At 47.3% G+C, this 20,911-nt stretch carries 20 protein-coding genes and 1 tRNA gene; 10 read left to right on the forward strand and 11 right to left on the reverse strand.

The genetic code is table 11. The annotated features are described in order from the left end of the window. Positions 1-18: 18 nt before the first annotated feature. A complete protein-coding gene (locus ABR335_RS12960; RefSeq protein ID WP_350346228.1) occupies positions 19-873 on the reverse strand; it encodes a TIGR03943 family putative permease subunit in 855 nt (284 codons plus the stop codon). A gap of 12 nt (positions 874-885) precedes the next feature. Further along, positions 886-1,779: a permease gene (locus tag ABR335_RS12965; RefSeq protein ID WP_434063209.1), complete on the reverse strand. Its 894-nt coding sequence runs from the start codon at positions 1,777-1,779 to the stop codon at positions 886-888. Between the two features lie 230 nt (positions 1,780-2,009). Here ABR335_RS12965 and ABR335_RS12970 point away from each other — a divergent pair, with 230 nt between their 5' ends. Then, the gene (locus ABR335_RS12970; protein ID WP_350346230.1) at positions 2,010-2,789 is read left to right on the forward strand and encodes a TerC family protein; all 780 of its coding nucleotides are present in this window, start codon (positions 2,010-2,012) and stop codon (positions 2,787-2,789) included. A gap of 60 nt (positions 2,790-2,849) precedes the next feature. Here the strand turns inward: ABR335_RS12970 and ABR335_RS12975 are convergent, their stop codons facing one another. The 4 genes from ABR335_RS12975 to ABR335_RS12990 all read right to left on the reverse strand — a co-directional run bounded on the left by ABR335_RS12975 (position 2,850) and on the right by ABR335_RS12990 (position 5,296). After that, positions 2,850-3,035, reverse strand: coding sequence for a YhzD family protein (locus tag ABR335_RS12975; protein WP_350346231.1), 186 nt, complete (start codon positions 3,033-3,035; stop codon positions 2,850-2,852). Positions 3,036-3,039: 4 nt separating this feature from the next. Further along, a complete protein-coding gene (locus ABR335_RS12980) occupies positions 3,040-3,822 on the reverse strand; it encodes an enoyl-CoA hydratase (protein ID WP_350346232.1) in 783 nt (260 codons plus the stop codon). Between the two features lie 142 nt (positions 3,823-3,964). Next, positions 3,965-4,831 (reverse strand): Cof-type HAD-IIB family hydrolase, encoded by an 867-nt coding sequence (locus tag ABR335_RS12985; protein WP_026684713.1) that lies wholly within the window; start codon positions 4,829-4,831, stop codon positions 3,965-3,967. 117 nt (positions 4,832-4,948) lie between these two features. Further along, complete coding sequence (locus ABR335_RS12990) at positions 4,949-5,296, reverse strand: YlbF family regulator (protein ID WP_026684714.1); 348 nt, start codon at positions 5,294-5,296, stop codon at positions 4,949-4,951. Between the two features lie 410 nt (positions 5,297-5,706). On the opposite strand from ABR335_RS12990, the gene ABR335_RS12995 reads away from it, so the two are divergent. Beyond that, positions 5,707-6,930: an IS110 family transposase gene (locus ABR335_RS12995; RefSeq protein WP_350346233.1), complete on the forward strand. Its 1,224-nt coding sequence runs from the start codon at positions 5,707-5,709 to the stop codon at positions 6,928-6,930. A 338-nt stretch (positions 6,931-7,268) separates the two neighbouring features. Here the strand turns inward: ABR335_RS12995 and ABR335_RS13000 are convergent, their stop codons facing one another. Next, entirely contained in the window at positions 7,269-8,402 is a 1,134-nt protein-coding gene (locus tag ABR335_RS13000) for a DUF445 domain-containing protein (protein ID WP_017550233.1), read from the reverse strand. A gap of 282 nt (positions 8,403-8,684) precedes the next feature. On the opposite strand from ABR335_RS13000, the gene ABR335_RS13005 reads away from it, so the two are divergent. The 7 genes from ABR335_RS13005 to ABR335_RS13035 all read left to right on the forward strand — a co-directional run bounded on the left by ABR335_RS13005 (position 8,685) and on the right by ABR335_RS13035 (position 16,475). Further along, positions 8,685-10,028: a YheC/YheD family protein gene (locus tag ABR335_RS13005; RefSeq protein ID WP_035182110.1), complete on the forward strand. Its 1,344-nt coding sequence runs from the start codon at positions 8,685-8,687 to the stop codon at positions 10,026-10,028. After that, positions 10,018-11,115, forward strand: coding sequence for a YheC/YheD family protein (locus ABR335_RS13010; RefSeq protein WP_014095810.1), 1,098 nt, complete (start codon positions 10,018-10,020; stop codon positions 11,113-11,115). The genes ABR335_RS13005 and ABR335_RS13010 overlap by 11 nt, the downstream gene beginning before the upstream one ends. A gap of 34 nt (positions 11,116-11,149) precedes the next feature. Then, the gene (locus tag ABR335_RS13015; protein WP_014095811.1) at positions 11,150-12,511 is read left to right on the forward strand and encodes a YheC/YheD family protein; all 1,362 of its coding nucleotides are present in this window, start codon (positions 11,150-11,152) and stop codon (positions 12,509-12,511) included. Then, the gene (locus tag ABR335_RS13020; protein WP_017550236.1) at positions 12,508-13,689 is read left to right on the forward strand and encodes a YheC/YheD family protein; all 1,182 of its coding nucleotides are present in this window, start codon (positions 12,508-12,510) and stop codon (positions 13,687-13,689) included. Before ABR335_RS13015 ends, ABR335_RS13020 begins: the two co-directional genes overlap by 4 nt. A gap of 65 nt (positions 13,690-13,754) precedes the next feature. After that, positions 13,755-14,642, forward strand: coding sequence for a helix-turn-helix domain-containing protein (locus tag ABR335_RS13025; protein ID WP_014095813.1), 888 nt, complete (start codon positions 13,755-13,757; stop codon positions 14,640-14,642). Between the two features lie 309 nt (positions 14,643-14,951). After that, positions 14,952-16,046: an ABC transporter ATP-binding protein gene (locus ABR335_RS13030; protein ID WP_014095814.1), complete on the forward strand. Its 1,095-nt coding sequence runs from the start codon at positions 14,952-14,954 to the stop codon at positions 16,044-16,046. Positions 16,047-16,268: 222 nt separating this feature from the next. Then, the gene (locus ABR335_RS13035) at positions 16,269-16,475 is read left to right on the forward strand and encodes an alpha/beta-type small acid-soluble spore protein (protein ID WP_014095815.1); all 207 of its coding nucleotides are present in this window, start codon (positions 16,269-16,271) and stop codon (positions 16,473-16,475) included. Positions 16,476-16,530: 55 nt separating this feature from the next. On the opposite strand, the gene fumC is transcribed toward ABR335_RS13035, so the two are convergent. From fumC to ABR335_RS13055, 4 genes are all read right to left on the reverse strand, one after another. Continuing rightward, positions 16,531-17,919, reverse strand: a complete 1,389-nt coding sequence (gene fumC / locus ABR335_RS13040; protein WP_350346234.1) for a class II fumarate hydratase — start codon at positions 17,917-17,919, stop codon at positions 16,531-16,533. A gap of 470 nt (positions 17,920-18,389) precedes the next feature. Next, positions 18,390-18,665, reverse strand: coding sequence for a hypothetical protein (locus ABR335_RS13045; protein WP_014095817.1), 276 nt, complete (start codon positions 18,663-18,665; stop codon positions 18,390-18,392). After that, a complete protein-coding gene (locus tag ABR335_RS13050) occupies positions 18,662-19,588 on the reverse strand; it encodes an Rpn family recombination-promoting nuclease/putative transposase (protein ID WP_071451782.1) in 927 nt (308 codons plus the stop codon). The genes ABR335_RS13045 and ABR335_RS13050 overlap by 4 nt, the downstream gene beginning before the upstream one ends. A 344-nt stretch (positions 19,589-19,932) precedes the next feature. Continuing rightward, positions 19,933-20,004, reverse strand: a tRNA-Arg gene (locus ABR335_RS13055). A gap of 241 nt (positions 20,005-20,245) precedes the next feature. On the opposite strand from ABR335_RS13055, the gene clpP reads away from it, so the two are divergent. Then, positions 20,246-20,836, forward strand: coding sequence for an ATP-dependent Clp endopeptidase proteolytic subunit ClpP (clpP, locus tag ABR335_RS13060; protein WP_013858693.1), 591 nt, complete (start codon positions 20,246-20,248; stop codon positions 20,834-20,836). Positions 20,837-20,911: the final 75 nt, after the last annotated feature.

Consider the following 20,911-nt stretch of genomic DNA (forward strand, 5'->3'; position numbering starts at 1 on the left):
TGAACATGCCAAACCTTTTTAATTGTATTGCCGGTATACGTATGGATCTTTCGGCTCGCTGCTTTTATGGTAACTTGTTACTTTTAAATACGGGATATTCTCTTTAAACGGCGTATAGTACGTCGTATCCAGTTTCCCTTCAACCTCAATCCATGTATTTTCCTTCACGTTTGCCATATTGTCCGGAAAATCAACGAGCATCCCGTATACGCCAGCATCGGCAATGCAGTGGATAATGCCGAACCGGAGCACAAACAGCTGATTCGCTTTAATATCATCCGTCCGGTAGACAAACCCTTTAATCGCCACTTTTTTGCCGATAAAATTCCCCGGATAATTGTAAATTGTTTCAAGCCCGTGGAAATAATGGTCATCATCGAGGACGATGCTTTGCAATTTACTGTACTTTTTCAAATCCGAACTTTCCATTTCTGTATACTGGTCCTTATCATAGTAAAGGCTGGAATTCGGCCGTAAAATCTGGTGATTGGCATATTGGTCCTTGTCATTGTCAATCATCGAAAAGTGGAAGCCCTTTGCTTTGACAACGGTGGAATTTAAGGTGGCCACCGGAAGGAAAATACCCGTTACAACTGGGATTAAAATCATGCCGTACGTAAACATTTTTTTGTACCATGTATTTTCATCCGTTTCATGCGAATGGCCGTGGTGGGCGCCGTGATGATGGTCATGCGCCTCATTTCCCGCCCTGACCCATTTCACGAGCTGGTACAAGCATAAAAAACCCATCGCAAAAATCATGGAAAACGACAAATACGCATACTTCATATTAATGTATTTGCTAATATCTCCTGTCGCGTGCAGCTTCATAAAAAAATACGCGAAGCCGAACAAAACGATAAATCGCAACATTTTAAACACCTTCTATATCAAGAATGCACCCGTAAACACAAAAACGATAATCAGCCCGATCATCGAAAAGACAAATTTTCTTTTAAAGGAATGCATCATCATGAGCAGATTTTTTATATCCACCATCGCGCCAAATACTAAAAACGCAAGGATGGCCGACGTCCCGAACATCCCGTTGAAAGACGAAGCAATGAAGGCATCCGCCTCGGAACAGATCGACATAATAAAAGCAAGCAGCATCATAATCAGAATCGCCGCCATTTTTGTCTGCCCGAGCGACAGCAGCGTGCTCGTCCGGAAGAAGGTCTGCATTGCGGCAGAAATCAGGCCGCCAAACACGAGAAACTTCCCGACGGAAAAAAACTCATCAATCGCATGGTCGATCGTACCGGTGATTTTTTGCAGAAAACTCGGTTTATCATGTGCTTCGTGGTCATCCCCGTGGTGGTGCAATTTGGCCTCCACAAATTCGCGAAGCTGGTTTTCGGAAAAAAAATATGAAATCGCAATCGCGGTTAAAACAGCAGTAAAAATCGCCAGCCCGCAGCGAAGCAGTGCCATTTTCCAGGAATCGCCAAACGCGACAAACGTAGAAAAAATGACAACCGGGTTGATAATCGGCCCCGTCAGCATAAACGCGATGGCGGCAGAAAGCGGGACATTTTTCCGGACAAGCCTTTCCGTAATCGGGACAATGCCGCATTCGCAGGCCGGAAAAAGCGCGCCCATGCCCGTGCCGAACGCAATGGATAAAAAGCGGTTTTTAGGCATAACTTTTGCAATCATTTCCTCAGTGACAAACATCTGGATCACCGCTGAAATGAACACACCCAGCACAATAAAAGGCAACGCCTCGATGATAATGCTGATAAAAATGGTATTCATTTGCAATAAGGATTGGCCCATAACGGCATATCGCTCTCCTTTTTCTATCACACTCACAAAAAACTCTCCCAACTAGGATACTATAAGTCTTCTTTGGCGTAAATGAAGAAAACCAGGAAATGGCGGGTAAGCAAGGAAACGATGTGAAAAAATGATTTCCAATTTGATGAAACCCATGCGATTCTATTACTTTTTGGGCTGGACTGTGTTATGATAGTGTCAAATGAACTAGTATTAAGAACGTGAAGGGAATGAAGCAATTGCCGGTATCTATATTTGACTTTGGGTTGGTTGTTTCTGCCGGGGCTTTTGTTGCGCTGCTTAAGATCATTATGATCGATATCATTTTATCGGGCGACAATGCGGTTGTGATCGCCATGGCGACCCGGAAACTGCAGCGCGAACAGCAAAACAAAGCGATTTTCTGGGGGACAGCCGGTGCGGTGATTTTAAGAATTCTGCTGGCAATGGCAATTGTTGCTTTGCTGAAAATTCCTTATGTAAATGTCATTGGCGGGCTTTTGCTTCTATGGATCGCATATAAAGTGCTCGGCGGCGGAGATGAAAATGTCCATGTAAAGGCAAAAAATGGGCTGCTGGTTTCGATTGGCACGATTATTATGGCTGATGCAATTATGAGCCTTGACAATGTGGTGGCGCTGGCCGGTGCTTCAAACGGGCATATCGGCATGATTGCGCTCGGCGTTGCCATCAGTATTCCGGTCATGATTTTCGGTTCAAAGATGATTGTAAAAGCGATGAACCGTTACAGCTGGATTGCCTATGTCGGGTCGGGCATCCTCGCCTGGACAGCGGCGGAAATGCTCTTTAAAGATGAACAAATCCTGAAATGGCTGAATATATCACACGGGCCGGTAACGTATACGATCGGCGGCATTCTTACGGTTTTGGTGTTGTTCCTTGGCTGGCTTTCGAACCGTCGGGCGGCGGTAAAGCAGGTTAAGCAAGTAAAGCAGGATGTTAAGCAGGATGTTAAGCAGGATGTGCAGCAGCGTGTCCATATCCATTAATGGCGAGCGCGTACACCGTTCCCATAAAAAGAACCCGGGCTGGGTTGGCCCGGGTTCTTTTTACCGGTGGAACAAAATCAGTTTTCCTTCAGGGGATACGCAACGGTGCGTTTTCTCATCGACGCCTTTTTCTTTTAAAAGCGCCTCCCCTTTTTTCTTTGCTTCCGTGTCATCCTGTGCTTCAAAACCTTCATCGAGAATCTTTTTCCCTGTCGGTTCAAAGGCAGTCAGCTTATAGTCGCGCATGTTTTCACTCCCCTTTGAATTGCGGCGCCCGCTTCTCTACAAAAGCGCGGATGCCTTCCTTGTGGTCTTTCGTCTGGCGCATTTTCCATTGCGCATGTTTTTCCAGTTCCAATGATTTATTGAAATCAGGGCGGTCCAGTTCCGTATAGATTTTTTTCGTTTTGATCATCGCGAGGACCGGTTTTTTCTGCCATTCTGTAATTTTTTGGTCAACGGCAAGCGCAAGATCGGGCACCGCTTCATCGATAATGCCCGTTTCGGCTGCCTCTTCAGCGGACATGACTTTTCCTTCCCAAATCACTTTTTTCGCCTTTTCCTGGCCGATCCGGCGCTGCAGCAAATAGTGGCCGCCGCCATCCGGCACAAGGCCGATCCCGATGAAGTTCATCGCGATTTTGCTGTCCAAATCACTGATAATGGTATCACAGGCTAGGGCAAGGCTTAAGCCCAATCCTGCAGCAGCGCCATTAATCGCCGCAATGGTGAGTTTCGGCATGCCCACAAGGATGGAAACGGCTTCATTTATTTGGTTCATAAAAGAGGTGAACCCTTTCTCTTCCTCCATCGCCAGCATGGCTTTAATGTCCCCGCCTGCGGAGAATGCTTTGCCGTTTCCGGATAAGACGAGAATGTGAATGTCATCCTTCATCGCAATCGCTTTCAACGAGTCCGCCAGTTCCTTAATCATCTCCAAGTTCAGCGCATTCATTGCGTCCGGGCGGTTGAAATACAAATAGGCTGCCCCGCCTTTTTCCTCCACTTGGATCGTTTCATACGTTGAAATCACCGAAATCCCTCTCCCTTTGTTTTATTCTTCCTATTACTAGGATAGCGAAATATTCGGCAATTTCCAATACAAAATGGCGGCTTTTTAAAAAATTCATCAAAAAAAAGAGGCTGCCGCCTAAAGCAAACAGCCCCTTCCATCCTTATTTCAACAGTTTCATTTTTTTCAAAAAGTCGATCGGCTGCTGTTTCCGGAAATGTTCTTTTACCATATAAGACACCCCGTTTTCATTGTTGGAACGGGTCACCCAGTCGGACGCGTTTTTGACAGCGGGATGCGCATTTCCCATCGCAACGCCGAGCCCAGCCCACTCGACAAGCGGGAGATCATCAAGGCCCGAACCGATTACGACCACTTCCTCACGACGGATGTTCATCCGGTCGCATACATATAAAAGCCCGCGAAGCTTGGAAATACCAGCCGGCACAATATCCAGCTTCCCGTTTCCGCAAAAAATACAATCCACTTCATGGAACATATTGGCAATCGCTTTTTTAGCTGCCTGAATGTCCTCTCCGTCAGAAAAAATCACTTCGATTTTGGGCGGGGAAAGCGGCGTTTGTTCCAGTTTTGCCGATAAATCGTCCACATATTGTTCTGCATAAGAAAACGGATTGGACGTTTGATAAATGACTTTTCCCATCAACTTATTCGGATGCTTCACTCTGTTAGACAATGTAAACCGCTCGGAAACAAGGCGGATTTGGGCGTGAAACCCTTCCAAAAAGCGCACAAGGTCACGGGTGGCCTCTTCGCTGATCCTTCTGACAAAAATCGGTTTATCCAGTTCACTGGCAATATAAGCGCCCTGGTGCGTGATTAAGGAAGAATGCAGCTTCAGCCATTTGGCAATCCGGTGGGCCGAAGCGAAATTTTTTGACGTAATGAGCGTCACCGCAATGCCTTTTGCACCTGCATATTCGATTGCTTCTTTCGTTGTTTTGCCGAGCCGGCCGTTATCCTGCAGCAATGTTCCCTCAATATTTAACGCCAGCATTTTATAGATCATGGATGCTCCCCCTCTTCATGATGCTCCCGGCTGCCGGGCTGATTTCTCACACAGCCTGCTTTCTTTTACAGATGTATGAGAAAAAAGGGGGAAATAGAACTTTCCGGCTCCATTCTTCTATTTTCCGGCGTACAAATCTTCGACAGGCCTCATCAGCACCTGGTTGATTTCGCTGAGCAGATCGCTTAGCCGCTGTTCAGCGCCGATCAACTGCATAATGGCGGGATTTGACTGGACCGCTTGCATGGCAGCCTGCGCCTGTTTTTCATCTTCTTCTGTAACCGGAAGCCCCTGCATTTGTTTATCTTGCAAATTGAGTTGAAGCTGCCTGAAACGGTCAAACAATGCTCTCGCCTGGCCGTTTGACCGAACATTTTCGTACGCCTGCTTCAATGCAGCAAATTCATGGCTTTCCCGAATTCCTTTTTCAAGCATACGCGCGTACTCATTTAAATGGGATGGCATATAACTCCTCCTCGTATAATAAGTTTAAATCCAAAGTGGATGTCAATTTCCAGTTCATTCTGCTGCTCATTGACAAGTGAATATAAGATTTTGTATTCCGGGCTCGCCCGGAATACAAGTTCGGACTTGGACGCTTCGCGATGTTCCCGGATAATGGTCTTAGGATCGTTTGGGTCAATGCTTCCCCTCCTTGTAGCCTGACTACTCGAAAAGTCTGCATCCCCAGGTTCTTGCTTGAACGTCTAACCCGTAGGCCGTTCCTCCGGATCTCCGTGCTGGAAATGAGCAGTTCCAGGCAGCCCACGGCCCGGATGAGTTCTCATACGCGAGGCTGACAGATCGGCAAGCCATCTGGGGATATCCCGAAGCGTCCGATTCCATCGATCCCAATACAGAGAGGAGGAAATCATATGCCCTTATTTGTCGGTATTGACGTGAGCTCCAAAAACCTCGATGCCTGCCTGATGGATGGAATGGGGGAAACGTTGGCCACCCAAACGGTGACAAACAATCTTCCCGGTGCCTCTGAGTTAAGAGACGCCATCCTCCAACATGCGGAGGCGGATGACACCATCCAGATCGCCATGGAGGCCACATCTGTGTATAGTTGGCACCCGGCAATGTTTTTCCATGAAGATCCCGAGCTGAAACAGCGTCGTACAAAGGTGTTTACCCTGAATCCGAAGCTGGTGAGAAATTTCAAAAGGGCTTATGCCGAGATGGACAAGACCGATCCCAAAGATGCCTGGGTAATTGCGGACCGCTTGCGTTTCGGGAGATTGCCGAAATCCGTGATTCAGTCAGAACAATACCTTGCCCTTCAACGGTTAACACGGATGCGCTATCACCTGATTCAAAGTTTAACCCGGGAACAACAGGTATTTTTGAATCATCTGTTTTTCAAATTCAGTGCCTTTAACCTTGAAGTGGATACACCGGTCTTCGGCCATGCCATAACGGAATTTTTGCTTGAGGCCTATAGCCTCGATGAAATTGCCCAAATGCCTCTGGAGGACTTAGCGATGTATCTCCAGACCAAAGGCCATGGCCGCTTTAGCGATCCCGAGGATTTGGCCGCATCCATCCAAAAAGCTGCCCGGTCCTCTTACCGGCTTTCTAAATGTGTGGAGGATTCGATTGACTTGGTCCTGGGCAGTTCTATTGAGATCATCCGGCATCTTAAACGCCAAATCAAGGATTTGGATAAGGCGATTGCCCGCGTTCTTGATGGAATCCCGAATACCCTCCAGACCATTCCGGGAATAGGCCCGGTGAGCTGTGCTGGGATTCTCGCTGAAATCGGCGACATTGAGCGCTTTGACGACCAAGCCGCGATCGCAAAATTTGCTGGATTGTTCTGGCCCCGCCACCAATCGGGTGATTTTGAGGCTGATGACAAAATGCTTGCGCGTACAGGCAATCGTTATCTCCGGTATTACCTGGTTGAGGCTGCCAATCTGGTCCGGCGACACGAACCTGAGTACCGCGCCTTTTACCAAAAGAAATATCGTGAGGTGCATAAGCACTCACACAAACGCGCCCTCGTCTTAACGGCAAGAAAACTGGTGCGCCTGATCGATGCGCTGCTCCGCAACGATCAAATTTATGCGCCGAAAAAGAAGGTGACGCGATGAGGTAACCAGGTAACCATCATCGATAGCCTGAACTTGAAAACTTCCAGATTATTCCAATTATCTGGAGGCTTAGTTCAGTATTGCCATTTTTACGACATAGAGCCAACAAAATTTCCAATTCACTTGTTTTTAACCCTTGACATCACACCGTAGGACTTATCAAATTTTATTCGTCACGGATGGTTTCACGGTTTTGACGCGTTACACAAGCAGCGGCCGGGCCGCCTGAAACCTGTCACAGAAATGCCGGAATACATAGGTTTCCTGTTTTCTCTTTCCTGCACGAAAAGCAGGATCAGGCCGGCCTTATGCCAACAATGCGCCGGAGCTTGCTTCCTTTATACAAGCAGCACGATCACCCCCTGAACGATCCCAATCAGGCCGCCCAGTAACGCGCCAAGATACGTAATCATTGAAAATTCGCGGGCGGTAATGCCAAGAATCAGACTTTCCAGGCGCTCAATCGGAAAAGATTCCACTTCCTGGCGCACAAGATCCGCTACCTGCAGCTTCCGGATGATCAAATGCACGTTTTCGCTAATAAGGTGCAGCGCTTTTTCCGCCAATACAGGGATCCATTCTTCTTCAATTTTATTCCGGTACCGGGCAACAAATGCCTGGACGGGTGTGTCCAAAAAACGTTCGACAGGGAGGAGAGACAATACATTTTTCTCCAGCCATCCGCTTATTTCTTCATCCGGCAAATCCGGCAAAAGTTCCCCGGCCTGTTTTGCTTTCAGGCCGTTCCATTCCCTTTCCAGCATTTCCGCCATGGTTGCTTTCATTCCAGGTTCCTGGAGCGCCCGGATGATCTCAGGCTGAATTTTATCGGCAATCGAAGTATTTCCGATAAAACGTTTCACCATCGCGCCGATCATGCCGCGGTCATCGAGAAAATGGCTAATCATCCCTTCAATTTTCGTGCGGCCTGCAGGGCTCGAAATGTATTCACTAATCCTTGCAATGATCAAATCCGCCAAAACAGGGATTTTTTCTTCGGCTTTTTTGATCACGGCTTCGGGCAGCAGTGCTTCAAGCGTTTGAGGTGCGATATGTTGTTTTGCCTGCCCGTAACGGGTGCGGATGAATGCTTTGATCCCGGTTTGCACACGCTCCGCCGACAAATCCACTTTAAAAAAACGAGCCATTTGCGGGGCTGTCCAACTCATCTCCAGCCATTTCAAAAAAGTATCCGTCATCCATCGGGCCGTCTCTTTCCGAAACCCGGGCGACAACAGCTTTTTTTCGATGCTTTCCGGGGTGACCAGATGACGCACCACCATTTCGCCGAGCTGTTTCGCAATTTCTTCGCGCCTTTTCGGAATCAACCCGGGCGTGAACGGAAGCCGCCAATTTTTAATATAAATCGCCTCATACGGCCGAAACAGCATTTTAATGGCCAGATAATTTGTGAATCCGCCGATCACTGCCCCCACGACAGTCATAAACAAAATTTCCAAAAATGCATGCATACACAATCATCCCTCATTGTTTTCGTTGTGAAATTTTTTCCAAAGAAGCACGGGAAGTTTCCAGCCCGCTATGCGGACACAACCGTTGATTTTGGTTCTATGCTGCGGAAAACCGCAAACTTAATGAAAAAATACCCTTTTTTGCGGCCGGGTATTTCTAAAATCAGCTATTTTTTTTGAACCGATTTTCTGTGCTAATCATAAGATATCAGCAAAAGCCCAATAAAGTCAAAAATGGACCGTGTTCGTGCCCGTGTTTTCAGGAGGAAGGGAGGGAACGGATTGGCATCAACCATTGCATTCCGGCATGATGATGAAACGAAAGGCGCGGCGGCGGAAATTCCACGGGCGCTCCTTTCCTTTTTGCACATTTCAAACGGCGAGCTCACCATCCGGTTCGGGGGAAAAACAGCCACGGCAAAAGTAGAAACCGATGCATCCGGCAAAACGGTGATGATGCTCTCTGCGGATGGTTACAAACATCTGAAGCTCCCTGTTCCGCCCGCACGGATGAGAGCCTTCTGCCGGCAGGGAGCGCTTGAACTTGGCCCGGTAATTGCCGTCCTAACAGAACTCACTGGAAGTGCCCCTTCCGAAAACATTCGGCCATTTTGCGAAGAACTGCACAACCTGCTCGAAAAAGAAGGCGGCTACCTTTTTGTAGAAGGCTTGGATTCCCGTGCCGGTACCGGCTGCACGTTTTCCGACGACCGTTGGAAAACAAGGGAAGTGCCGGAACCGGACATCGTCTATAACCGCATTCACTCCAGGCTGGCTGAAAAAAGCCGTCAGTTTGAGAAAAAAACAGCGGCGTACAAAGAAAAGGGAATCGATTTTTTTAACGCCAAGTATTTAACAAAAATGGAAGTTTACGAATGCCTTTATGCAAACCGATTTTTGCGGCCGTATTTACCGGAAACTTGCCGGTACGGGCCAGCGTGCCTTGCGGAAAAACTTGAGGCATCAAGCGTCCTGTATGTCAAGCCCGAAAACGGAAGCCAGGGGCGCGGCATCATCCGGATTGAAAAAAAAGAAGGCCGGTTCCTCCTTGACCATAATACGCACAAGGAAAACAGTTTGCCGGAAGTTGCGGAAAATGTGGAAGACACCGTTAAAAAAATGGACCAACTCACCGGAAACCTTCCGTATATCCTTCAACAAGGCATTCCATTGCTTTCGGCAGATGGAAGGCAAACCGATTTCCGGTTTCTTGTCTGGAGAACCGGCGCAAAAAACGATTGGCAGATCGCGTCATCCCTCGCAAGAACAGCGGCAGATGATGCGATTGTATCAAACCTCTCACAAGGAGGGCTTCCGGCAAAACCGGCGCCGCTGATCTTCCATCATTTCGGAAAGGAAAAAGGCCGGCTTGCGCTGGAACTCATGCACGAGCTGGCGGAAGCCGCCGCCATCACGCTCTGTTCTGCCGGAAACGGGCATTTTGCGGAATTCGGGATCGATATAGGCGTGGACCGGGAAGGAAAACCGTGGGTAATTGAAGCAAACGTTAAGCCGTCTAAGGCCGCGTTTGGCGTATCCCGCGGCGGCATCCGCCCATCCGTAAAAGCACTTTACCGTTACGGTTTATTTCTATGGACTGAAAGGGGAATGGAACATGCCGGATAAATTAGGCATTCTAACGCTGGATCCTGCTTCCCGGCAGGAATATTTTGACCAAATGGCACATGAATCAAAAAAATACGGGACCGATCTTTATTCATTCTCCCCCCTTGATTTACTGCCCGGCACGCAGAAAGCAAAAGGACTCCATTTTGACACTGCAAGCGGCATATGGAAAGAAGAAGTTTTCCAAATTCCGGAATTCCTTTATGACCGCTGCTTTTACGGTGAAGACCAGCCATCAAAAGATGCCAAAAAAATTGTCGCATGGCTGAAAGAACGGAAAGACCTTACCTTTCTCGGATACGGGCTGCCGAATAAAGCCATGCTTTATGACCGCCTAAAAGAAATTCCGGAGATCTCTCCGTATTTGCCGGAGACAGTAAAGGCGGACAGCACGGGAACGGTTTTGCGGGAGCTGAACAAATACCTTTCCATTATTTTAAAACCGGCAAACGGTGCGCATGGTTATGCGGTATATTCCCTCGAAAAGAGAACGGGCGGACTGCTTGTGAGTACGACGAAAAACGGCAGTCTTATATCGCGGAACTTCGACCGTTTGGATCAATTTCAAGCTTGGCTCAATCAGCTGCTTGGAAAGCATGATTTTCTCATTCAGGCAAGGATTGACAATATGGACCGGAAAAACCGGCCTTTTGATCTCCGCATCTTTTTGCAAAAAGACAGCCGCGGCGAGTGGCAGGAAGTGGCGCGGGGCATCCGTACCGGCATGGAAAACGGCATTCTAACCAATTTGAGCGCAGGGGCAAGCCTCTCAACATACGAGAACTGGCAACGCGAAACGCCGCATTTTAATCACGTCTATATCAGCCAGGAAATCTCTGACATCATCAGCACCTTGCCGGCTGTTTTGGAAGAAACTTTTCAACCGCTGTTTGAGCTGGGGATCGATCTGCTCATTGCGGGAGACCAATCGATCTGGATACTCGACATCAATTCGAAACCGGGCAGGAAAATGGTCAGCCTTCTCCATCCGGAAAAAACCGGGCAAATGGCTGAAGCCCCGCTTGCCTACTGCCGGCATTTACAGGAAACCGGAAGCTGCGCGCGGGCAAATATCGAAACTGTATAGCACGAAGCTGAAAATGAAACGAGGTGTTTTGCAAATGGCTAGAAAATATAAAATCGAGTTTTTTGAGGCATCCGACCCGATCCTGTACACGCCGCAAAGCCTTCCGATACTTGAACACACCGACAAAGTGGCTTTCGGCTCTAAGATCGCTGCCGCAAAAATCGAACCGCATCCAAATGGCCGCAATGTTTTTTCCGTCTCAAGCGCACTTGCCGGTGAACTGAGAATGCCCGCCTTTTTAACGGTTCTTCACTGTTTCCAAAACAGCGATATCCTAATGCTCGGCCCGCTTGTCGGCATTTTTACGGCCGGCTTCACCCCTTTTGAAAACCGGCCGGCCGGCGCAAGGTCAGCGTGGTTTGCAAAACTTCTTTCCGCCCAGCCGGACGCCGGTGTTGTGCCGTTTTTATTCGGCGAACAGCATATAGATTGGGAACAGGGTGTGATCACCGGCTACTTTTACGGGAGAGCGGGCTGGGAAAAACAGGAAGTTCCATTTCCCAATGCCATTTACGACCGGCTCCCGAACCGGAAGAGTGAAAAACTTGTAAATGCGCAGAAAATTAAAGAAAAATTGGAAAATGAATATTTCATTCCATGGTACAATCCCGGTTTTTTCAACAAACTAGAAATTAACGAGCGGCTGTTTCAAGATCCGGATGTGCGCCCATATTTGCCGGAAACAAACCCGCTCACCTCTTTTCATCAAATTGAACGGATGCTGTCTGACTACGGGATGGTCTATATCAAACCGGTGAATGGCAGCCTTGGCCTCGGCGTCCATCAAATCCTTTACCACCATGCTTCCGGTGCGTATTATTGCCGGTACCGGGACACTGGCAACCGATTGTTAAAATTCAGCAGCCTTGAAAACTTAATGAACCGTGTTTTTTCCAAAAAGCAATGGAACCGGCTGCTTGTCCAGCAGGGCATTTTTCTCGTAACAGACGGAGGGCGGCCGGTTGATTTCCGGGTCCATACCAATAAAGACGGGGATGGAAACTGGGTCGTTACAGCAATCGCGGCAAAAGTGGCCGGCCCGGGAAGCCCGACAACGCATGTGAGAAGCGGCGGATTAATTAAAACACTTCCCGAGCTTACGGAAAACCCGGAACAACAGGAGATGTACCGGCATGCACTGGAAACAGCCGCCCTCAAACTTTCCCGTGCCATCGATGAACATGTCGAAGGAATCATTGGAGAAATCGGGTTTGACCTCGGCATCAGTACGGACGGAAAAGTATGGCTGTTTGAAGCCAATTCAAAGCCCGGGCGCTCCATTTTCAACCATCCGTTCATGAAGGCGTGCGATTTATTGACGCGCAAAATGAGCTTATCATTTGCCGTTTATTTGACGGAACGGCAGGTGCAGTCACCAGGGGAAATGTTCCCATGACCGTCATCTGGTTTGACCGCAAGGAAAAAATGTTTAAGCGCACTACCCCGTCCCCGCTTTTTTGGGGAAAAGAAGCGGAACTGATTCCTTTCTCCGCGAAACCCGGTGAGGAAACGCCTCACCGCCTGATGTTAAAAGGAGCATCGGCCGGCCCCCTTATCGGGATACTTATCAGTAAATCAAAGAAAGCCATCAGCGGAGATCGTGATTTTTTTATCGCCATTCAACAAGCATTGCAGGAAAAACAGGGCGGTCTGTCTTTTTTATTCAGCCTTGCCGATATTTCAGCACATATTACCGGTGTGTTTTGGGATATAAAACAAGAAAAATGGCACAGGGCAATGTTCCCGCTTCCGGACGTGGTTTATAACCGGATCCGGAAGCGGGAGGAAGAATCGGGCGAAGATTTCCACCGCTTCACCACGCTTCTCCGGCAAAAAAGGATTCCTTTTTTCAACCCGCATTTTTTAAATAAATATGATGTGTACGAAAAATTGAAGCAGGACCCGGCGATTGCTGGTTTTCTTCCGGAAACGGCGCTTATTTCTGATGAAGACAGCTTGCACGCTTTTTTATTGACGCACAAGGATGTCTATATCAAGCCCGCCGCCCGTTCGCAAGGATACGGCATCCGCCGCATTGTAGAGGGACCCTGTGAGACATGGACATTTTACACGCCCCAATCCGCCCGCTTGCCCGCCAGCTTTTCGGATGTGTGGCAGGAGATTGGCCTGCTTGCGGAAAAAGAAACGTACATTGTCCAAGAAACCGTGCCAACATTATTGCTTGATGGTCGGAAATATGACTACCGTGTCCACGTCCATTACGACGGAACAGGTTACCGGGTTACCAGCATCGGCGTGCGGGTTGCCCGCCCCGGCGGCATGACAACCCATACGGCAAAGGGCGGGGAAACGCTGGTGCTATCTTCCCGGGAAAAAACGGAGATTGAAAAAAAGCTTGCGCCGCTCATTTCAGCATGCGGCAATGCTTTAGCGGAATCATACGGCTTTTTCGGGGAATTTACCGCTGACATCGCACCCGGCAATGAAGACAGCTTTTATTTGTTTGAACTGAATGCGAAACCAATGTCCTTTGATGAACCTGAAATTGAAACAGCAAAAACCCAGAAACTTGCCGATTTGTTTTATGCCGTTACCGGATTTTTGGCAAAATGATTCCCTCCCTTTAAAAAAATTGAGTAAAATAGACTATATCCAATGAAAAACTGAGGGGTCCAAACATGCTGGAAAGATTAAAAACGAGGTATCCAAATGCTTGCATTGCAAATGAACCGATTGCGGCGAAACCTTTGTTGTGGTTTTGGATGGAAGAAGAAAAAAAGTATTTCGGGATTGATCCGGTCGAATTGACACCGGAAGAAACGCTGCTGTTAAAGACATTATTCCCAAAATTTCAAGAAAATACTGCCGGCACGACGAGCGAAGCATCCAAATGGTATGACTACCTGTTTTTGCCGGATGCCGATGCCCCTGTCCATGACGGCGTATATCGCGTTACACAATTTGCGCTGGCAAAAGCAGGGTCGGATGTATCCGGCGTTCAGGAAGCTATCAAAAACATGTTTGTGCCTGATGTCTTGGTGATTGTGACCAATCAGCTGGAAGGCATTGTGATTGAAGAAAAAAGTGAAACAATTGCAACCAAAGACGATCTGACGGCATCCCTCCGTGCGTTTGAAGGGGATTTCTACACCCCTGTTTTGCTGTATTTAGGCGAATTTCAGGAAATGGCAGCATTAAAGCACCACTTCTCATTCGAACGCCGGCTTTTCGAATTTGCCAAAAGCCGCCGGAAAACGTCCGCTTTGTTCACGGTTCATTCCCTGCTTCCCCTTTATTTGCTGTCTAATTTGCCTGAAAGTGAAAAGGGCCTGCTCTTTCAATCCCTGCACGGGCTGTTTGAAGAAGACCGGGAAATGGGGCAAACGATCAAACGGTATCTTGAAAATTTTGCGAATGCCAGCCTGACGGCAAAACAATTATTCATCCACCGCAATTCCTTGCAGTACCGGATTGAAAAATTCGAAGAAAAAACGGGTTTGAATTTAAAACATTTTACAGATGCGATCTTTGCGTATTTCGCCTGTCTCGAAACCTTTGGCGGCTAACCCTTCCGATAAGTCTTACGTGATCTGCCTTGAGATGGAATAGGCCTATTTTACAAAAAATGGTTGTATCAAGAGTGGCATGCCGGCATCAGCTCCCATGTTGTAATGAATGCGGCAACCAGAAGAATGGAAAACGAGCTGCTTTTACATTGCCAGGATCCCGGCTCTCTCATTTCACTGCGTCAACCGGGAAAATCGTGTGGGCAGGGTGCCGAAAATCGCCCTGCATTTTTTGTGCATCCTGACGTTCCCATTATGAAAGGGTTTTCTTTATAATAAAGACAACTTATAACGGGGGAGGATTTTACGATGACAGAACTTGCGCTTGAGCATATTTATAAGATTTACGACAATAATGTAACCGCTGTATCCGATTTTAATCTACATATTAATGACAAGGAATTCATTGTATTTGTCGGTCCTTCCGGCTGCGGGAAATCGACGACGCTCAGGATGATTGCCGGGCTTGAAGAAATTTCAAAAGGCGATTTATACATGGATGGCAAACGGGTGAACGATGTCGCGCCGAAAGATCGTGATATCGCGATGGTATTCCAGAACTACGCGCTTTATCCGCATATGACGGTATACGACAATATGGCATTCGGGCTGAAACTCCGCAAAGTGCCGAAAGCGGAAATTGACAAGCGGGTACAGGAAGCCGCAAAAATTCTTGGCCTTGAAGAATATTTAAAACGGAAACCAAAAGCTTTATCAGGCGGACAAAGGCAACGGGTTGCCCTCGGCCGCGCGATTGTACGGGATGCAAAAGTCTTCCTCATGGACGAACCTTTATCAAATCTGGACGCAAAATTGCGGGTGCAAATGCGGGCCGAAATTGCCCGGCTTCACCAGCGTTTGCAAACGACGACCATTTATGTGACGCATGACCAGACGGAAGCAATGACGATGGCTTCGAGGATTGTCGTCATGAAAGATGGTGTCATCCAGCAAGTCGGAACGCCGCGTGAAGTATACGACTCACCTGCTAACCTGTTCGTCGCCGGTTTTATCGGCTCACCAGCGATGAACTTCTTCCGCGGTAAACTGGATAACGGCAAATTCCACTTAAACGAATCGGTTCAGATTGATGTGCCGGAAGGAAAAATGAAACACTTGAAAAGCCATATCGGGAAAGATGTCATCCTCGGCGTCCGCCCCGAAGACATCCACGATGAACCTGTTTTCATTGAGACAATGCCGGGCGCTACCATCAAAGCCACGATTGATGTTTCCGAACTTCATGGCGCTGAAACAATGCTTTATTCCAGAATCAACGGGCAAGAGTTTATCTCCCGCATCGATTCCAGGACGGTTGTCAAACCGGGTGACGAAATTACGCTCGGGCTTGATATGAACAAAGCCCATTTCTTTGATGCTGAAACAGAATTAAGGATTGGGTGAATAGAAATGCCGGCTGCTGGTTGCAGCCGGCATTTTTTCACTGCAAAAATCACCAGCGATTACCATCCAGGAACCAGTATAATTAAAATTTTTTCCTCCATAATACGTAGTACATCGATCAAATTCCGCTGGGTTCAACCAAGAAGGTGGCGGGGAATTCCCCGCTTGCTGGTGCAATTCCAGCCGACCCAACCAAAAACTTACAACGAGGAGATGACACAGATGGCAAACAACAGCAATTCAAACCAATTGTTAGTTTCCGGTGCTGAGCAGGCTCTCGACCAAATGAAATACGAAATTGCACAAGAATTCGGCGTAAACCTCGGCGCAGATACGACATCCCGCGCGAACGGATCTGTCGGGGGAGAAATTACAAAACGCCTTGTGCAAATGGCTGAACAACAACTTGGTGGTACTTTCCATTCGTAATAAAACAAACCAATAAAATGGCTGAAAAAAAGGGGGGCAATCGCCTCCCTTTTTATCAGTGATTTAAATTGACCATTTTTTCCGGCACAATCCACTCCTCATATTGTTCTTCGGTTACATAACCTGTTTTAATGGCGGCTTCTTTCAGCGTCGTACCTTCCTTGAAAGCAAGTTTCGCAATTTGGGCCGCTTTTTCATAACCGATATGCGGATTTAAGGCCGTCACCAGCATGAGGGAACGATTGACATTTTCCCGGATCGTTTCTACATTCGGTTCGATGCCGCGCACGCATCTTTCATCAAATGACTTCATCGCATCGCCGAGCAGATGGACGGACTGCAGGAAGTTGTATATAATTACCGGTTTAAATACATTTAATTCAAAGTTGCCCTGGCTCGCGGCAAACCCGATTGCGGCATCATTCCCGAATACTTGGACCGCTACCATCGTCAACGCTTCGCACTGGGTCGGGTTGACTTTGCCAGGCATAATCGAGCTGCCCGGTTCATTGGCCGGGATCGTAATCTCACCGATTCCGCTTCTCGGCCCGCTTGCAAGCCATCTGACATCATTGGCCATTTTCATTAAATCTGCAGCAAGCCCTTTTAATGCCCCGTGGACATGAACGATTTCGTCATGGCTTGTGAGTGCATGGAATTTGTTATCAGAAGAAACAAACGGGTAGCCGGTCTGTCTTTCTAGTTCTTCCGCAACTTTATCACCGAAAGTCGGGTCCGCATTAATGCCGGTGCCGACAGCCGTGCCGCCGATCGCCAGGTTCAAAATATGTTTTGCACTTTCTTTGATCATTCGTTCGCTTTTTTCCAGCATGGCACGCCAGCCGCTGATTTCCTGGCCGAGAGTAAGCGGGGTTGCATCCTGCAAATGCGTGCGCCCGATTTTGATGATTTTCATGTATGCTTTTTCTTTTTCAAGCAGCGTTTCTTTCAGCTGTTCCAGCGGCGGCAACAGCCTTGTCTGTAGTTCATGGTAGGCGGCAATATGCATTGCAGTCGGGAACGTATCGTTCGAGCTTTGCGACATATTCACATCATCGTTCGGATGGACGTGTTCAGCACTATTTTCTCCGGAAAGAATTTCGTTTGCCCTTCTTGCCACCACCTCATTCACATTCATGTTTGACTGGGTGCCGCTGCCTGTTTGCCAGACAACAAGCGGAAAATGTTCATCAAATTTCCCGTCCAGCACTTCTTCACAAGCCTGGACAATGGCCTTCATTTTGGCATCCGATAATTTGCCGAGGCGATTGTTGCTGACGGCAGCCGCCTTTTTCAAATGGGCAAAAGCGCGGATCACTTCCATCGGCATTTTTTCCCCGCCGATCGGGAAGTTTTCCTTGCTGCGCTGCGTTTGTGCCCCCCAATATTTGTCCCGCGGCACTTTCATTTCTCCGAGTGTGTCTTTTTCAATTCGGTACTCCACTTTCTTCCCCTCCTGTATGTGCTTACAATTGAGTTTTGCAAAACGGTGGAAACGGTGGCAAGCCTAAAAAACTTGCCGGTATGTAGCTGCAAGTTTATTTTACTATAAATTCCCGCAAAGCAACACCTCAACGCTCGCGAGTCGCTGATCAATTCCTTTTTGAAAACAATTTTCAGGAATGAAACTTGCACCAAAAAAGCGGCATATCCGTTCACGAGCCGGCCAATGCCGTACATTTACCGTTTGCCGGTATCACAGTCCTGAAAAAATGCCTGCCACTCTCCGGATTTGCCGGATTGTAACAGACATCATTCCCCGCTAACGACCGCTTGAACGGCACCCCTGCTGACTCAGGCCGGCCGTTTTTTCAATGCATTGCGGGTCGCTACCGCCCTGAGCAGCCTGTTCGCAATGGTGTGCATTTATTTTATTTCATATATTCGCGAAATCAAAATAAAAATTCGGCAGCTTCAATACTTGTCCTGCTTTGTCTCCAGTTGCTGTTTTATTTTTTCCACTTCTGTCTGGCTCAGGCCGGTTTTTTCTACAATTAATTGAAGCTCCGTACCTGCCAGCAACATTTTGATGGCAATTGGAATCGTTTGTAACAATTCTTTTCTTTCTTCTTCCCTTCCTTCTTCTCTTCCCTTCTCTACTCCTATTTCAATTCCTTTCTTATACCCGCGATCAAAGTAAGAATTCGGCAGCTTTAATACTTGCTCTGCTTCGTCATAACTCGGGTTCAAGGCTTTTCCCCTTCTATCTGCCTTTTGATTTTCATGATCTCATCTTCACTCAAGCCGGATGCTTGGGCAATGACCTTCACATCCACTTGATTTTTCAACAAGTTAACAATAAATCTTCTTAACCTTTCTTCCCCTTCTTCCCTTCCTTCTTCTCTGCCTTCCTCTTTCCCCTTCTTATACCCGCGGTCAAAATAGGAATTCGGCAGCTTCAATACTTGCTCCGCTTCGTCCGGATCCAGCATTTTAATGTTTTCCATTACTTCCGCCTCCTCTTTTTCGTTCAATTTTAAATAATAATCAAAGAAACCATATAGCAGCCTCATTTTTGCAGGGTCAAGCTCCATCCGGGCCAGCATCCGCAGAAACTCCAGTTTGACCTGCACCCGTTCTTTTTCTGTATACCCCATTTTGCTTAATAATGCTGCGGCAACTGGGTTGTTGCTCCGGATATAATTTCTCCAATTTTGTTTCATCAGATGAATGGATAAATAGTGAAAACGAAGAATTTCAATGTTGTGGAACGCAAAGATGTATGTATCAGGGGTTTCTGTTTTCTCCTCGTAACTAAAAACGGCAATCGGCAATACCGGTTTCCGGTGCCGGAGATTGATCATCATGTAATAACGAAACATGCGTTCAGGAAAAGGCTTCTCGTAATACGACTGCGGCTCTACATGGATGAGAATCACGGTATCTTTGCCTTTTACCTTCGTTTCGGCAAGGATGTCAACCCGTTTTTGCTCACCGCCTGGAAAGTCCGTAAACTGTTCCTGCGACAAAAACCGCACCCGGCGGTAGTCGAGATCCGCTGCCACATCCGGGAAAAACGCCTCCATAAACTCCTGAAAAAAGTTTTGGATCAGCTCCTTAAAAAAACGATCATGCACGTGATAACCGGCATGTTTTTCCATTACAAGTTCCAATGGCAACACCCCTTTTCTCATTTTTCAGTTTTATTATAAAGGACAAACGTTCGTTTTTCAAGTGGATTTTGCAAATTTGGTCCGGCATTCTCCTTTTGCATATTTCTTATCAATTTATCGTAACCAATAAAGCCCTCCATGATTTATACAAAAACTGTTCAAAACCTGAATATATGGCACTATGAAGGAAATGTCGCAGGTGGCGCAATGAATGAGATTTGTGGTGCAAAATTCATTCAATTTTCGCCTTATTTTTCCGTATCAGAGAAAAAGAAAAACGACTGCAAATGCAGTCGTATCAAGGGTTTAAAAAATTTTAAGCTAATTGTTCAGTTTTTAGAAAACGCCCTCGGCAGGAATCGAACCCACATTTTGAGAACCGGAATCTCACGTGCTATCCTTTGCACCACGAGGGCAATAAGTGATTCAACAATAATAGATTATAAAGGACAATGAACAAAAAAGCAAGCCCCTTTTTGGTTTTATTTTATCGGAATTTGGTTATGATGGGTATTGTAGTTCAGGTGAAGGCAATTCTTTTGACCTTCATTGACCAATATTGTATGATCAGTACATAAGGATGGAGAATAATTCCTTTAACATCCATGATATAGCATATGATGGACCATTCCGAAGAGAAGAAGGAGGATACTCAATATGAATTTAATTCCCACAGTAATTGAACAAACAAACCGCGGGGAACGCGCATACGACATTTATTCCCGCCTGTTAAAAGACCGGATTATTATGCTTGGCAGCGCGATTGACGACAATGTTTCCAACTCGATTGTTTCCCAGCTTTTGTTCCTGGAAGCGGAAAACCCTGAAAAAGATATTTATCTTTATATTAACAGTCCTGGCGGGAGTGTCACTGCGGGCCTTGCCATTTATGACACCATGCAGATCATCAAACCGGACGTGCAAACGATTTGCGTCGGGATGGCTGCATCAATGGGCTCCGTGCTGTTGACCGCCGGCACGAAAGGGAAACGTTATGCCCTGCCGAACAGCGAAGTGATGATTCACCAACCATTAGGCGGCGCCCAAGGCCAGGCAACAGAAATTGAAATCGCGGCAAAACATATTTTGTATACGCGCGCGAAATTAAACAAAATTTTGTCCGACCATACCGGCCAGCCGATTGAAGTGATCGAAAGGGATACAGACCGCGATAACTTCATGAGCGCGGAAAAAGCAAAAGAATATGGTTTGATTGACCATATTATGACAAAAAAAGAATTGAAATAAAATTGAACAAGGCCGTCCGCAAGCGGGCGGCCTTGTACTGTGTTTGAAAAACCTGCAGGCTGACCGGCGCATGCG

The organism is Heyndrickxia faecalis (assembly GCF_040267745.1).
Classification (GTDB): domain Bacteria; phylum Bacillota; class Bacilli; order Bacillales; family Bacillaceae_C; genus Weizmannia; species Weizmannia faecalis.